This window comes from Haloarcula sp. CGMCC 1.6347 (assembly GCF_037078395.1).
Taxonomy (GTDB): Archaea; Halobacteriota; Halobacteria; order Halobacteriales; family Haloarculaceae; genus Haloarcula; species Haloarcula amylolytica.
In genome coordinates, this window is the sequence record NZ_JAYMGX010000002.1 from 1,200,758 (window position 1) to 1,214,495 (window position 13,738).

14 protein-coding genes are annotated in these 13,738 nt (G+C 65.5%); 6 read left to right on the plus strand and 8 right to left on the minus strand.

Annotated features, from left to right (window positions below):
* Positions 1-54 precede the first annotated feature (54 nt).
* Entirely contained in the window at positions 55-1,221 is a 1,167-nt protein-coding gene (locus VI340_RS14645) for a BMP family lipoprotein (RefSeq protein ID WP_442905125.1), read from the minus strand.
* 157 nt (positions 1,222-1,378) lie between these two features.
* On the opposite strand from VI340_RS14645, the gene VI340_RS14650 reads away from it, so the two are divergent.
* On the plus strand, positions 1,379-2,572 hold the full coding sequence (locus VI340_RS14650; protein WP_336329501.1) for an inorganic phosphate transporter: 1,194 nt from the start codon (positions 1,379-1,381) through the stop codon (positions 2,570-2,572).
* A gap of 32 nt (positions 2,573-2,604) precedes the next feature.
* Here the strand turns inward: VI340_RS14650 and VI340_RS14655 are convergent, their stop codons facing one another.
* Complete coding sequence (locus VI340_RS14655) at positions 2,605-3,036, minus strand: universal stress protein (protein WP_008307225.1); 432 nt, start codon at positions 3,034-3,036, stop codon at positions 2,605-2,607.
* A 639-nt stretch (positions 3,037-3,675) separates the two neighbouring features.
* On the opposite strand from VI340_RS14655, the gene VI340_RS14660 reads away from it, so the two are divergent.
* The 3 genes from VI340_RS14660 to fer all read left to right on the plus strand — a co-directional run bounded on the left by VI340_RS14660 (position 3,676) and on the right by fer (position 5,818).
* Positions 3,676-4,284, plus strand: a complete 609-nt coding sequence (locus VI340_RS14660; protein WP_336329502.1) for an IMP cyclohydrolase — start codon at positions 3,676-3,678, stop codon at positions 4,282-4,284.
* A 76-nt stretch (positions 4,285-4,360) separates the two neighbouring features.
* Entirely contained in the window at positions 4,361-5,059 is a 699-nt protein-coding gene (locus tag VI340_RS14665; RefSeq protein ID WP_008307223.1) for a metallophosphoesterase family protein, read from the plus strand.
* Positions 5,060-5,149: 90 nt separating this feature from the next.
* Positions 5,150-5,818: a ferredoxin Fer gene (fer, locus tag VI340_RS14670; protein ID WP_336358624.1), complete on the plus strand. Its 669-nt coding sequence runs from the start codon at positions 5,150-5,152 to the stop codon at positions 5,816-5,818.
* A gap of 14 nt (positions 5,819-5,832) precedes the next feature.
* Here fer and VI340_RS14675 read toward each other — a convergent pair whose 3' ends face one another.
* A complete protein-coding gene (locus VI340_RS14675; protein ID WP_008307221.1) occupies positions 5,833-7,008 on the minus strand; it encodes an aspartate kinase in 1,176 nt (391 codons plus the stop codon).
* A 201-nt stretch (positions 7,009-7,209) separates the two neighbouring features.
* On the opposite strand from VI340_RS14675, the gene VI340_RS14680 reads away from it, so the two are divergent.
* On the plus strand, positions 7,210-7,608 hold the full coding sequence (locus VI340_RS14680) for a hypothetical protein (RefSeq protein WP_064288557.1): 399 nt from the start codon (positions 7,210-7,212) through the stop codon (positions 7,606-7,608).
* A gap of 6 nt (positions 7,609-7,614) precedes the next feature.
* Here VI340_RS14680 and VI340_RS14685 read toward each other — a convergent pair whose 3' ends face one another.
* From VI340_RS14685 to VI340_RS14700, 4 genes are all read right to left on the minus strand, one after another.
* Positions 7,615-8,589 carry a YndJ family protein gene (locus tag VI340_RS14685; RefSeq protein ID WP_336358625.1) on the minus strand — a complete coding sequence of 325 codons (975 nt, stop codon included), beginning with the start codon at positions 8,587-8,589 and terminating at the stop codon, positions 7,615-7,617.
* Positions 8,586-9,260, minus strand: coding sequence for a DUF4166 domain-containing protein (locus tag VI340_RS14690; protein WP_008307218.1), 675 nt, complete (start codon positions 9,258-9,260; stop codon positions 8,586-8,588). The genes VI340_RS14685 and VI340_RS14690 overlap by 4 nt, the downstream gene beginning before the upstream one ends.
* Positions 9,261-9,498: 238 nt before the next feature.
* Positions 9,499-10,890, minus strand: a complete 1,392-nt coding sequence (thrC, locus tag VI340_RS14695) for a threonine synthase (RefSeq protein ID WP_336329506.1) — start codon at positions 10,888-10,890, stop codon at positions 9,499-9,501.
* A 65-nt stretch (positions 10,891-10,955) separates the two neighbouring features.
* Positions 10,956-11,345 (minus strand): helix-turn-helix domain-containing protein, encoded by a 390-nt coding sequence (locus VI340_RS14700; protein ID WP_008307216.1) that lies wholly within the window; start codon positions 11,343-11,345, stop codon positions 10,956-10,958.
* 443 nt (positions 11,346-11,788) lie between these two features.
* On the opposite strand from VI340_RS14700, the gene VI340_RS14705 reads away from it, so the two are divergent.
* On the plus strand, positions 11,789-12,766 hold the full coding sequence (locus VI340_RS14705) for an orotate phosphoribosyltransferase (protein WP_336358626.1): 978 nt from the start codon (positions 11,789-11,791) through the stop codon (positions 12,764-12,766).
* A 75-nt stretch (positions 12,767-12,841) separates the two neighbouring features.
* On the opposite strand, the gene argF is transcribed toward VI340_RS14705, so the two are convergent.
* Positions 12,842-13,738, minus strand: a complete 897-nt coding sequence (gene argF, locus VI340_RS14710) for an ornithine carbamoyltransferase (protein WP_008307214.1) — start codon at positions 13,736-13,738, stop codon at positions 12,842-12,844.

Here is a 13,738-nt window from a genome sequence, read left to right on the forward strand (position 1 = left end):
GATAATTCCGACCGCGGGGCGGAACAGATCGACAAATCGCTTTAACAATCCGTCTCAGGCATTGTCGGGGTCAGTCGGCACGCTGATGTCGCCGTCGATGATGCTCTGGCGGACCTCGGACACCTCGTCTTTGACGCCCTGTGGGATCTCCGAGCCGATCTGCTGGCCGTACACCGCTTCGACACCGTTCTGTTCGAGACCGAGCGTGTTCACGGCACCGCCCTCGAAGTTGTCGTTGACGACCGATTCGACCGACGTGTACACCGCGTTGTCGACGCGTTTGACCATACTCGCGAGGATGACGTCGCTGAAGTCCTCTTTCGTGACCGACTGGTCGCGGTCGACGCCGACTGCGAAGCGCCCCGCCTCCTGTGCCGCACGGAACACGCCAGTCCCGGTGTTGCCGGCCGCGTGGTAGACGATGTCCGCACCGGATTCGTACATCGAGAGGGCCGCCTCCTGTCCGCCGGAGGGGTCGTTGAAGTCGCCGACGTAGGCCGACTGTACCTCGACGTCCTCCTCCGCGTGCTTGACGCCGGCTTTGTAGCCGGCTTCGAAGCGGCCGATGAGGTCACCCTCGACGCCGCCGACGAAGCCGACGCTCGCGGAGTCACCCTGCGTGGATCCGGCTCCAGCCGAGAAGTCCTGACTGGTCAGCTTAGCGGCCATCAGTCCGATGAGGAACGAGCCCTGATGCTCACCGAACACGTACGAGCCGACGTTGTCCGCCTCGACGACGGAGTCGACGATCATGAAATTCTGGTCCGGGTATTGTTCGGCGGTTTCTGTAAGGGCGTCCGCCTGCAGGAAGCCGATACAGCAGACGAGGTCGTAGTCCGGGTTCGAGGACTGCGCGTACTGCTGCTGGAGGCTGCCGAAGTCCTGTACCGCTTCCGGCTGAGACTCGTCGTATTCGATACTCAGCTCGTCTGCCGCCCGGATAGCGCCGGTCTGAGCCTGGTCGTTGAACGACCCGTCACCGAGCCCGCCCGTCGCGTACACCATTCCGACACGAGCGGCCGGGCCGCTGTCGCCGCCGTCCCCGCCATCGCTGTCGGTGTCCCCGCCGTCGCCTCCGCCGCCGTCCCCGCCATCGCCACCGAGGCATCCGGCTAACCCGATTGCAGTTGCGGTACCAACACTACTGATGAACGTGCGTCTCCGCTGTGACATGTCCCACCAGCGGTGTCGATAGGCGTTAAAGACTTCGGTGTCGCACATTAGCCACATCGGCGACAAATCATGGCAAGGCGGGCCGATCGGCTGTCGATACCGACGCCGCGGACATTTTATGTACTGGGTGTGAACGGCTGGCAATGACAGTCTGGTCGCGTTCACACAGCAGCAACTGGCAGGCCCTGACGGGGCCCAGCACGCGGTGACTACCGTCGTCTTCGGGGCGCTGGTCGCCCTCGCGACGCTCACCGGGCTGGTGACAGCCTGGACACTCGGTGCGAACAGCAACTCACCGCCCTTCGCCCCGGCTATCGGCGCGAACGCCATTTCGACGATGCGCGCCGCCTTCATGATCGGCATCCTCGCCGCGCTGGGCGCACTGACCCAGGGCGGGAGTATCTCCGAGACAGTCGGAGCCGGCCTCATCGACGGTGTCGCCATCACATCGCTCGCGGCCATTGCCGGCCTGTTGACCGCGACGGGGTTCATGGCGTTCGGGATCTACTCGGGCTACCCCGTTCCGGCGGCGTTCGCAACGACGGGCGCGATGGTCGGCGTCGGGCTCTCGCTGGGCGGCCAGCCGGTCTTCGACACCTACCGCCGCATCGTCACGTTCTGGCTGCTCGTCCCGCCAGTGTCGGGGAGCCTGGCCTATCTCACCGCGACCGTGTTGCGCCGGGACGACATCCCCGAGACGGTCGGAGTCCCGTTACTCGCCGGCGTCGTCGGCGGTATCGTCGCCAACGTCCAGTTGAGCATCATCCCGTCGCCGGCCGGCACCGACCAGGGCTCGCTGGCCGGCTTCGCCGCGATGGTCACCGGAACGGATATCGCCGCCGTCGCCGCGACGCTGCTGGTTGCCGCCGGGAGCTTCTACTACATCCGCCTGCAGACCCAGGCCTCCGTCGACAAGGGTATCAAGACCTTTCTCGTCGTTCTCGGCAGCGTCGTCGCCTTCTCCAGTGGCGGGAGTCAGGTCGGCCTCGCGACCGGACCACTGGAGAACCTCTACCGCGCCGAACTCGGCCTGCCCGGGTTCGTGTTGCTGGCACTCGGTGCGGTGGGTATCCTCGGGGGTGCGTGGATGGGCGCGCCCCGCCTGCTACAGGCGACCTCCCGCGAGTACGCACAGCTGGGCGTCCGGCGCTCAATCGCCGCACTGGTCCCCGGCTTCATCATCGCGCAGGCTGCCATCGCGCTGGGCATCCCCATCTCGTTCAATAACATCATCATCTCCGGGGTCATCGGCGGCGGCCTGGCCGGTGGCTCCGCTGGTGTCTCGCGCCGGAAGATCGGCGTGACTGTCGGGTTCTGGCTCATCACGCTCGTCACCAGCGTCGCGCTCGGCTTCGGCGTGTATCAGGTGCTGGAAGCGGCCCTCGGCAGCCAGGCCTGAGACGGTCCCGCGTGCTGTCTCCGGGTCGACGGCTACCGGACGACCGTCACCGTCACCGGCGCTTCGCTGACGACCGCCGTCGCAACGGTCCCGAGCAACCGCCGGGCGATCTCGTTTCGCGTCCCGCCGTGACCACCCATCACCACCTGGTCCACGTCGACCGCCTCGACGTAGTCCAGGATCGTTTCGGCTGGATTACCGGTCTCGACGGCCGTCTCGACCTGTTGACCGGCCTCGCTGGCCTGCTGTGACGCCCGGTCGACGAGAGTCGCGGCCCGCTCGTCGGCCGCCGCCCGGCGATCCGCGCCCGGTTCGAGCATCCCACCTTCACTCATTCCGGTATCGAGCGGCGCGACGACGTTCAGGACCGTAATCCGACAGTCGAACGTCTCCAGCGCGTACGTCAGCGCCTCGTCAGCCAGCGGTGAGCCGTCCAGCGGGACGAGGACGTGCGTCGGTGCCATATGTTCTCTCTGGCAGGAAGCTACAAGTAGCCACGGGCAAGCCGGCGCTTGCCAGATGTGTGTCAAGCCCGTCCCACATGAGTTCGAACCAGTGGAAGACTCGCTTCGCTGTGTGCGACTGGTAGGTTTCGAATCAGTAATTACGATTTCGCGGCTCGCCAGTTTGCTCGCCGCAGAAATAGTCCATCCTGGATTCGAACCGGAGGAAGACTCGCTTCGCTCGTCTTCCAGGGCTCGAATCCACTAATCACGACGCTGTCGCTCACGGTTTGTTCGCGACAAGAGTAGTCCATCCTGGATTCGAACCGGAGCCAGACGTGCTCGCTTCGCTGCGCGCGACTGGCGGGGTTCGAATCCACTAATCACGACACTGTCGCTCACGGTTTGTTCGCGACAAGAGTAGTCCATCCTGGATTCGAACCAGGGTCGAAGCCCCCAGAAGGCTTCAGGATTGGCCTCTACCCCAATGGACTGTGCGCACTCTACAGTATCGGGTGCCCCTTTGTAAGCGTTGCGCGATTCATCGCCGTATGGCGTATGCCACCAGCCCTCAAATCCGCTCCCCACTCTCACTTCAGGTGGAACCCCGCGGAGCCGAACATCGACAGCGCTTTTTCGGGGTGCTGTGCACACCCGCATATGTACGTTGGACGATTCGTCGTCGTCAGTCCCGAGGTCGGCGCGTACCGCGTCTCCTCGCGCTCGTTCCCCAACCGCCAGACAGTACAGCGCGACGGCACGGTGACCGTCGAGCCGACGCCGGACGCCCCGGAGACGGACAACCCATACATCTCCTACAACGGCGTCCGCGTCACTGAGCACGGCGCGGTCGTCGGGAACGGTTCCCACGTCGACCCAATCGCGGAGAAGCTCGAACTCGGCTATCCGGCACGGGACGCTATCGCGGAGCCGCTCCTCTCGCTCGACTTCGAGAAGGACGACTACGACACGCCACGGGTCGCCGGCATCGTCGGCGTCGACGGGGCGGACCCGACGACCAACGCCGACGGGCCGGGAGCGGTCATCGGGACCGTCCGCCGAGACGCGCTGCTGGTCGAGGAGGTCACCGAGCCGACGCTGGTGGCGACCTACGAGGAGAACAGCCCGACGGCGTTCGACCTGGCTGCGACCGAGGCCGGCGAGGTGGCCCGCGAGGTGTACGACCACGAGTACGAGCACGCCGTCTGTTCGGCCGGCGTCGCGGGGTCAGCGGGCGAGTTCGACGTGGCAGTGTACAACGGGGAGTGAGCGGATGGCCGCACAGCGGGCACAGATACTGAGTCAGGACCGACACTCAAGACCCCACAGGGGGTAGACACTAGCAATGAAACTCGGCATACTCTCTGATATCCACGGCAATCGGGTGGCGCTAGCGGCGGTGCTTGCGGACATGCCGCCGGTCGACAGGCTGGTCTGTGCGGGCGACGTGGTCGGCTACAACCCCTGGCACGCCGACTGTGTCGACGCGATGCGGGGGCACACCGATGGGCTCCCAGCGGACGTTCCCTGGCCGACCGAAGAAGTCCCGACGGTGATGGGCAACCACGACAGGGCGGTCGCCGCCGAGACGCCGTTCGCGTTCAACGGGATGGCACAGGCCGGCGTCGAACACGCCACGGAGCAGTTATCCGACGAGCAGATCGAGTGGCTGGCGGCGCTGCCCGACGAGCGCCGCGTCTGTGACGACCGGGTAAAACTCGTCCACGGCCACCCTGACGACCCGGACCACTACACCTACCCCGAGGAGTTCGGCCCGGACCTGCTGGGCGACGAGGACGTACTCGTGATGGGGCACACACACCATCAACACCACGAGGTGTACGAGGACGGCATCGTGATGAACCCCGGCAGCGTGGGCCAGCCCCGCGACAAGGACCACCGGGCGGCCTACGCCGTGCTCGACCTCGCGGACCTGACTGTCGAGGAGCACCGCGTGGCCTACGACACGAGCGAGGTCATCGACGCGGTTACCGACGCTGACCTGCCGCGGCAAATCGGCTTCCGGTTGACGCAGGGCCGGTAGCCACAGGGAGTGTACGTCGCCTGTTGCCGGCAGCCTGCAGAAACTGCAGCGGGAGGAGGGAATTTATGTCCGTGACCGCTACCGTGTGGTGTGGAGTCCCCATTCGAGGTCCTCGGAATTCCGCCGGACGCGGACGACGGGGAGATCGTCGATGCGTACCGCGAGCGGGTGAAGGAAGCCCACCCGGACCAGGGCGGCTCGACGGAGGAGTTCCAGGCGGTCAAAGACGCCTACGAGCGACTGCAGAACGGCTACGAGCCCGGGGACCCGCTGCCGGACGAGTCACCGACGGCCGAACCCGGGTCCGAGACCGAGCAAGCCCCGCCGGAACCGGACGACCCGCTGGTGGAGTTTCTCAACTTCGAGGTGCTGGAGGACCACGGCTGGGCGCTCGAAGACGATGACCTGTTCGAGAAAGCCGCCGACGCGAACCTGCGGTCGTCTGATTTCGGGCGGTTCTACGTCGATCCGAACGACACGCTGCTGGAAGCGGCCGAGAAGAACGGTTTCGCGTGGCCCTTTGCCTGTCGCGGCGGCGCGTGTACGAACTGTGCCGTCGCGGTCGTCGAGGGCGAGATGCCGTCGCCGGCGAGCCACATTCTCCCGCCGGACCTCACCGAGAAGGGGATTCGGCTCTCGTGTATCGCCGCACCGGTGTCTGACGACGCGAGGATCGTCTACAACCTGAAACACCTTCCCGAAGTCAGCGAACTCCTGCTGCCCGCGAGTCGGTTCGAGCAGGCCTCCTCGACCGATTAAAAAGAACCCAGCGGTCAGAACACGTCCTGTACGAGCGAGAGGGCCTGTTCGCGGTCCTCCCACGGAACGAACACCGAGACCGACGTCGCGGACGTGATCACGTCGTAGAGGTGGATGTGAGCGTCGGCCAACGGTGCGACGACCTGATGGGCGAGCGCCGACTGGCTCGGATCGCCGCCGGTGACACGGATGACGGCGATATCGTCCTCGACGGTGACCGACGAGAGCGTCTCGTCGTCGACGATACGGGCGTGCAGCAGTGCTTCGGCTTCCTCGGCGTCGTCTTCGTCGACGTAGAACGTCAGCGAGTCCATTCCCGAGGAGTTGGCCTCGATATTTATCTCCTCGTCGGCGATAGCGCTGGCCAGGTCCGCGAGGATGCCCGGACTGTTCCGGATAGCGCGGCCGGCGACGGTCACGCAGGCGATGGGCTGTTCCTGCAGGTCGATGAGGTTCTGGAACTCGCCCTCGATGGACGTGCCACCGGCGAGCAGGTCGCCGTGCTGGTAGTGGACGACGCGAACGCCGAGGTCGTCGCTCTTGTACGACAGCGCCGACGGCGCGACCACCTCGGCCCCGCGGAACGACAGCGAACGGAGTTCGTCGACGGAGATTTTGCCGACGTTCCGTGCGCCTTCGACGACACGCGGGTCCCCGGTCATGACACCCTCGACGTCGGTGACGATGACGACTTCGTCGGCGTCCATGTAGTCGCCCATCATCACGGCGCTCGTGTCGGAGCCGCCGCGGCCGAGCGTCGTCACGTTGCCCTGATAGTCTTGTGCCAGGAAGCCGGTGATGACCGGGACGACGTCCTTGAGCTGGCCGGCCAGCGCGTGGGCGCGCTTCTGTGTCTCCTCGACGTCGACCTCGCCGTACTCGTCGGTGATGATCGGCCAGTCCTCGCTGCCGGGTTCGAGGAAGACGGCCTCGATGCCGCGGGCGGCGAGTGCCCCTTTGAGCATCCGGACGGAGGTCCGTTCGCCCATCGAGACGATTTCGGCGCGGTCCGCGGAGTCGGCGTCGTAGTTGATCTCGTCGAGCAGTTCGTCGGTCGTGTTGCCCATCGCCGAGGCGACGACGGCGACCTCGTGGCCCTGCTGGACGGCCGCAGCAATCGAGTCAGCGGCCCGGTTGATGCGGTCGCCGCTGCCGAGGCTCGTCCCACCGAACTTGGCGACTACGCGCATGCTACCACCGTGTCCATGTGTACGTGAGTCATTGCCCTCGCGTTATCCGTCGCTCGGGATAACTGTGTCCATCTGTTTCCACACCGCACTGTCGGCAGGACCCGACAGAGTCCGTCGCGTGACGACCTATTGCTACGGAAGCGAACGCGACCCGAAGCGTCCGACACACCGTTTATTTGCGTGGGGTTCCCACACATATGCATGGATATCCGCGACGCTATCGAGGACGACGCCGAGCGACTGGCCACCCTCGCTGACGGGCCGCCGGACGTAATGCAGAACCTCGTTCACGACCGCACCGTCCGCGTGGCCGAGGAGGACGACGACATCGTGGGGTTCGTGAGCTTCGACGCCGAGCGTGGGACCGTCCACGTAACGCAGCTGGCCGGGTCGAGCGACGCCTGCGAAGTACTCCTGACCGACCCTATCGAGTTCGCGCGCCGGGAACACATGTCCGTGGAGCTACTGCTGCCGGAAGACGAGTCAGAAGTCCGGGCCGCCGTCGAGGCGGTCGGGTTCACCTCCACCGGAAACGGCCCCCGGTTCGACGGACAGGAGACGACGCGCTACCGGTTAGAGCCGGAGCGAGCGGAGCACTGACCGGCGTCACTGGACCGAGAGCCGCCACCCGAGCGTCGCACACAGCCCGAACCCGAAGGCGTTGAGCGAGCCGTGGAGCGCGACCATCGTCGAAATCGTCAGACCCAGCGAGCGGCCGGTGAACGTCGACACCCCGTAGCCGAGCGCGAGCGCCATCGAAATCGGGAGCGCCACGGCCGCGATGCCAAGCAAGACCCCTTGCGGTCGAGGGCAGGTGAGGGCGACGCGACGCAGGACCACGACGCCGAAGGCCGCGACGGCGACGGTGAAGAGACTCACTGCGACGACCTCCACCAGCGGCGAGAAGGCGATGCCGACCGCGATGAGCGCCGGGCCGACGAGGATGACACCCGCAACGGTGCGGAATCCCCGCGAGCGGTCACCGAGGTGTCGTCCGGTCAGTCCCGCCGCAACCGGGAGGACGAACCCGGCGTAGTGGAAGTGGACCGCCGTCAGTCGAATAATAACGCGGTCGAACCAGAACGTCAAGTCGAGATGTGCGAGCAGGAGTGCGACCGCACCGACTGAGACGTAGGCGAAGCCGGCGTCGATAGCAGTCTCCGGGAGCGTCAGGTCGCCTCGAACCCGCGTCCGTGCAAGCGCGGCGAGTCCGAGGAGACCGGTGACGGCCAGCCACGGTGTTGCGAGCCCGGCGGCCAGGGGGGACGGGGACGGGACGAGTAGCGATACCGCAAACAGGAGTGCGCCGACCGGCTGAAGCCAGATGGTCGCGGTCGTGAGTCGACTCGCAGCCCCCTCAAACGCCCCGGTCGCCGCCGTTCGGAGCGCGAGCGGGACCAGCACGAGCGGCGCGAGTGCGAGCGCCCGTTCGATGGCGGTCAGTTCGCCAGCGACAGTCAGCGCCAGCCAGGCCACCGCCCCGAGCGCCGCGCTCAGGTCCGCCACGGCAATGCTCCCGATTGTCGGCTGGGCGACGCTGCCGGGCGCTGGCTGCCGGGACCCGCCGGCGCGGTCGCTCATCGCGGCGGGAGCCGGTCGAGCCCGCGGACGATTCGAAGGTCGTCGGGCGTCCCGTCACCGCTGGTCTGCTCCTGTGTGAACGTCCCGCGGTAGCCGAGCATGTGGCCCACGAGGTCGTTCTCGACGGTCGCGGTGACGTGGTACCGCTCGTCGGTCTCGTCGTAGCGGTCGCGCACCTCGACATCGGCGGCCAGCGGCCCCGGCAGGGGAACGTACCGATTACCCAGCCGAGCCCACTGCCGGCCGCCGGCCACCACGAGCGCACCGTCCTCGACCCGCGGGTGGAGTTCACTGGCGATTCGCCCGTGGGTCCCCAGGAAGTCGAGCAGCCGCCCGGCCTCGGCGTCCCACACGGTCAGCGAGTCGAACAGGCGGGTGGTGTCGCCGAAGTCGAACGCGCGGCGGGTCGTCATGGCCTCGTGACCGCCATCGGTCGTGTAGGCCACCGTCGTCACCGAAAACGGCACGTCCTCGCCGGCTTCGGGAAACAGCATATTCTGCGTCGTCATCGCGTACAGCGCGGGCAGCACCAGCGTTCCGCGGGTGATGTCCATCTCGCCGCGGCCGACACAGACGGTCCCGTCGTCGGGGCCGAGACTGTAGCGGTCGCGGACCTTCGGATGGAGGTCGGCCGCGGCCTCGCCCAGCGCCCGTTCGTAGACGCCCGTCACAGCACCACCCGAGCCGGTGGCGTCGCCAGTACAAGCGGCGTCTCGACGGCAGTGGTCCGGTACGGCGCTCCCGTCGCACCACGGGTCCGTTCGTCCATCGGCTCGCTATTTCCGTGGCAGATAGATATTTCTACTGGGTAGGTGGTAGGAAAATATCGAACGGAGCGCCGGTGCAGTCAGTTTTCCGCCGGAGGCATCAGTACAGCCGCGGAGCGGTTTGCGACCGCGCTCGCCGGCGTTACTTCTTCGAGAGGAACTTTCGGTAGAGGTACGCGACGCCGAGGCCGCCGGCGACCAGCGCCGGGACCAGCGGCGCGTCGGCGGCCTTCGACGCCTGTCGGCGAACCGTCTGGGCGACCGACGACGGTTCTTCGATGAGGTCCAGCACGGCTTCGGTACTGTTTTCGACCGGCTCCGGCTCGTTCCCGGCCTCGGCGGCCGCCTCGGGGTCTTTGAGCAGGTGGCCCGTGGTCAGGCAGACGACCGACTCGTCGCTACCGACCTCGCCCTCGCGCCGGAGTTTCCGGAGGCCGGCGACGGATGCCGCGGAAGCCGGTTCGACGCCGACGCCCTCCCCAGCGATGTCGCGCTGCGCTTCGGTGATCTCCTCGTCGGAGACGGCGACGGCGGTGCCGCCGGTCTCCCGGATGCCCGGCAGCGCCTTCGGCGCGTTGACCGGATTGCCGATGCGGATGGCGGTCGCGCGGGTTTCCACGTCCTCCCAGCGGCGGGTGTCCTCGTACCCGTTCTCGATGGCCTCGACCATCGGGGCGGCCCCCTCGGCCTGGACGCCGGTGAGTTTGGGTACCTGGTCCTCGGTGATTGCGCCGGCTTTGACGAGTTCGCGGAAGCACTTGTACAGCGCCGCGGTGTTGCCGGCGTTGCCGACCGGCAGGACGATGCGGTCCGGATACTCGCCGTGGTCGGCGTAGAACTCCTCCATGATCTCCAGCCCGATGGTCTTCTGACCCTCAAGACGGAAGGGATTCAGCGAATTGAGGAGATAGGCCTCACCGCGCTGTGCGAGGTCCTGCACGATGTCGAGACACTGGTCGAAGTTGCCGTCGACTTCGAGGATGCGCGCGCGGTGGAGGCTCGCCTGTGCGATCTTGCCGGCCGCGACCTTCCCGGCGGGCAGGAGGACGAGCGTCTCCATCCCGCCGCGAGCGCCGTAGGCCGCAAGCGCCGCGGAGGTGTTGCCCGTCGAGGCACAGGCCAGTCGGTCGACGCCGACCTCCTGGGCGACCCGGACACCGACGGTCATGCCGCGGTCCTTGAACGAGCCGGTGGGGTTCATCCCCTCGTGTTTCACGCGGAGCGCGTCGACGCCGATGTCGTCTTTCAGGCGCGGCATCTCGTGCAGCGGCGTGTCACCCTCGGGGAGCGTGACACCCTCTTCGAAGGGCAGGGCGGCGTTGTACCGCCAGACCCCCGACCCCTCGAACTCGTCGAAGGTCGGCAGGTCGTCGTAGCGGACCTCGAGCAGACCGTCACAGTCGTCGCAGGTGTAGCGAATCGCGTCGAAGGGAGCGAACGTCTCACCACACTCGATACAGGCCAGCCAGACGCCGTCGTCGGCAACCGGCGGCACGTCGTCGGTGAGTTGCAGGTCAGCCATTGTCGGGACCATGCTCCCAGTGGGCAAAAGTCGGACGGTTGTCGGCCATACCACCGGCACTCACGGCACGGAGGCTGTCACTCGCTGGGGCTGGCGTCGAACTCGTCGATGCGGTGGTGGACCGCGGCAGTCCACTCGTCGAGGGTCTCGTGCATCAGTTCACGGGCCTCCGACAGCGGTGTCGCGGCGTACTGGTAGACGTGGCCGCCGCCGTCGAGCAACCGTCGTTTCCGCGTCGCGAGCCCCTTCTCCCGGAGCGTCGACAGCGACCGGTTGACGTTCGAGCGGTCCCGACCGAGTTCGTCAGCGAGTTCCTCGACGGTGCTTGCAGGAGTCTCAAGCAATGTCTGGTACGTCCGTACTTCGTGTTCCTGAACGCCGAAAACACAGGCCATCACGTCCGAGAGGTTCGGTTCGTCGTCGACCATCAGCTCGTGGAACTGGTCCGGAGAGGGGTTGACAGACATACCCCTCTGTATTATTCCAACCCGGATAAACTGGGTCGTTACCTCAACCTCACCGCGACGGAATCGTCGCTGTCCGCTTCCATCCGGTTCCGAGCTGTCGGCAGCGGATCGGGAAACAGACCCCTGTGAACAGTTGTCGAATATATAGGGATAGTTACTGTTTCAGCTAGAGGGACCAGCTAGCAGGATTCCAATAGTAACTAGTACTGTGTGAAACAATGCCGAATACATCGAAAAGGGTGCTGTTTCGGGTGGAAATTGTCCTCATACGAACCAGAGCTGCCACAGATCACCTATATACGCATAAGAATGTCTCGTCGAAGTACATATCAAAAGCATTAATACTCACCGGCTAATGTCACTTTAAAAAGAAGTAAGCGCATTTCTCCTCGTGGTGTCCGAGCTACGACGAGGATGCTAATACTTCCCGATCCCAGAAACCAATGAACTACAGGAGTTTCGACCACCTCAGTGCTGATACGCAGGAGTGGATCGTCGATCTACCAGACGACCTGGATCTGATCGTCGGAATACCGAGAAGCGGGATGCTAGTGTCAAACTTACTTTCGCTGCATCTCAATCTCCCGATGACGGATATCGACGGGTTGCGGGAGGGCAGACTCCTACAGACGGGGGAACGGTACGACGGTGAGTTCGACCTCTCGGAGTTCTCGACGATACTGGTCGTCGACGACACCGTCTACACCGGGAGCGAAATGACCGATGCGAAGTCGACCATTGACGGGTTTGATCTGTCCGCGGACGTGTACTACGGCGCTGTGTACGTGGACGAGGGTTCCGAGCGGTTCGTCGATACCTACGCCCAGACCCTACCGTTCCCGAGGGTATTCGAGTGGAACATGATGCACCACGACTTCCTCGTGGATTCCTGCGTCGACCTTGACGGCATCCTCTGTCGCGATCCGACGCCCGAAGAGAACGACGACGGGCCGAAATACCGGGAGTTTATCTCGACTGTCGACCCGATCTGTGTTCCCTCGGTGGAAATCGGGCAGATCGTCACCTGCCGACTGGAGAAGTATCGCAGCGAGACCGCCGCCTGGCTCGACGAGCACGGAATCGAGTACGACGAACTGGTGATGATGCAGTACCCGGACAAGGCTACGCGGGTCGCCGCGGGCAACCACGGCGAGTACAAGGCCGAGGTGTACGGATCTTCGGACGCCAAGCTGTTCATCGAGAGCTCACACTCCCAGGCCCGAACGATCGCTATGCAGACGAACAAACCAGTCTACAGCAAGGAGCAAAACCGAATGCTCCAGCAGGGGTATCTGACCCGCGTCGCCAGAAACGGTCGGATGTCCATCGAAGCCGTCAAGTCCGACCCGCTCAGGTACGTCGACCAGCTCAGGTCAGACCCAGTGGACTTCGTCAAGCGGGCCTCGTCGGTGTTTCTCTAGGCCACGTTTTTGCTGAGCGGAGCGAAACGAGTCTTTCGGTGGGAAAACGCCGCCCCTCGCTCCGCTCGGAACGGTCTACGCCTGCTCAGACAGCCACACGAGCAGCCCTTTCTGCGCGTGCAGGCGGTTCTCCGCCTGCGCCCAGACGATGGCGTTGTCCGATTCGATGGCGTCGTCGGTGACCTCCTCGCCGCGGTGGGCGGGCAGGCAGTGCATGAACGGCCGGTCTTCCAGCAGGTCCGTCGTGATCTGGAACCCCTCGAAGTCTTCGAGTTTCCGGCCGCGCTGGTCCTCCTGCCCCATGCTGACCCACACGTCGGAGTACACCACGTCGGCGTCAGCCACAGCAGCGTCGGGGTCGTGAGTCGTTTCGGGCGCGTTGCCGAAGGCGGCGGCGCGGTCGGCCACGTCGTCGGAAATGCCGTAGCCCTTCGGCGTGGCGACGGTGAGGTCGAGACCGACCATCGCCGCGCCGATGACGAACGACTGGCAGACGTTGTTGCCGTCGCCGACCCACGCCACGGACACGTCCTCGAAGTCGCCGAACTGCTCGCGAATGGTCAACAGGTCGGCGAGTGTCTGGCAGGGGTGGGCATCGTCGGTCAGCCCGTTGATGACCGGGACCTCGGCGTATTCGGCCAGTTCCTCGGCATCGGCGTGGTCGAACACGCGCGCCATGATGAAATCGACGTAGCGCCCGAGCGCGCGGGCGGTGTCCTTGACCGGTTCGCCGTGGCCCAGGTGGATGTCGTCGGGGCCGAGGAACACGGCGTGGCCGCCCAGTTGCGTCATCCCCGTCTCGAAGGAGACCCGGGTTCGTGTCGACGGCTTCTCGAATATCATGCCGAGCGTCTGCTGATCCAGCAGGTCGCTCGGGCTCCCCCCGCCGTGGTCGGCCTTGATGGCCGCGGCGCGGTCGAGGACGGTCGCCAGTTCGTCGGTCGTGAGGTCGTCGACGTCGAGTATGTCCAT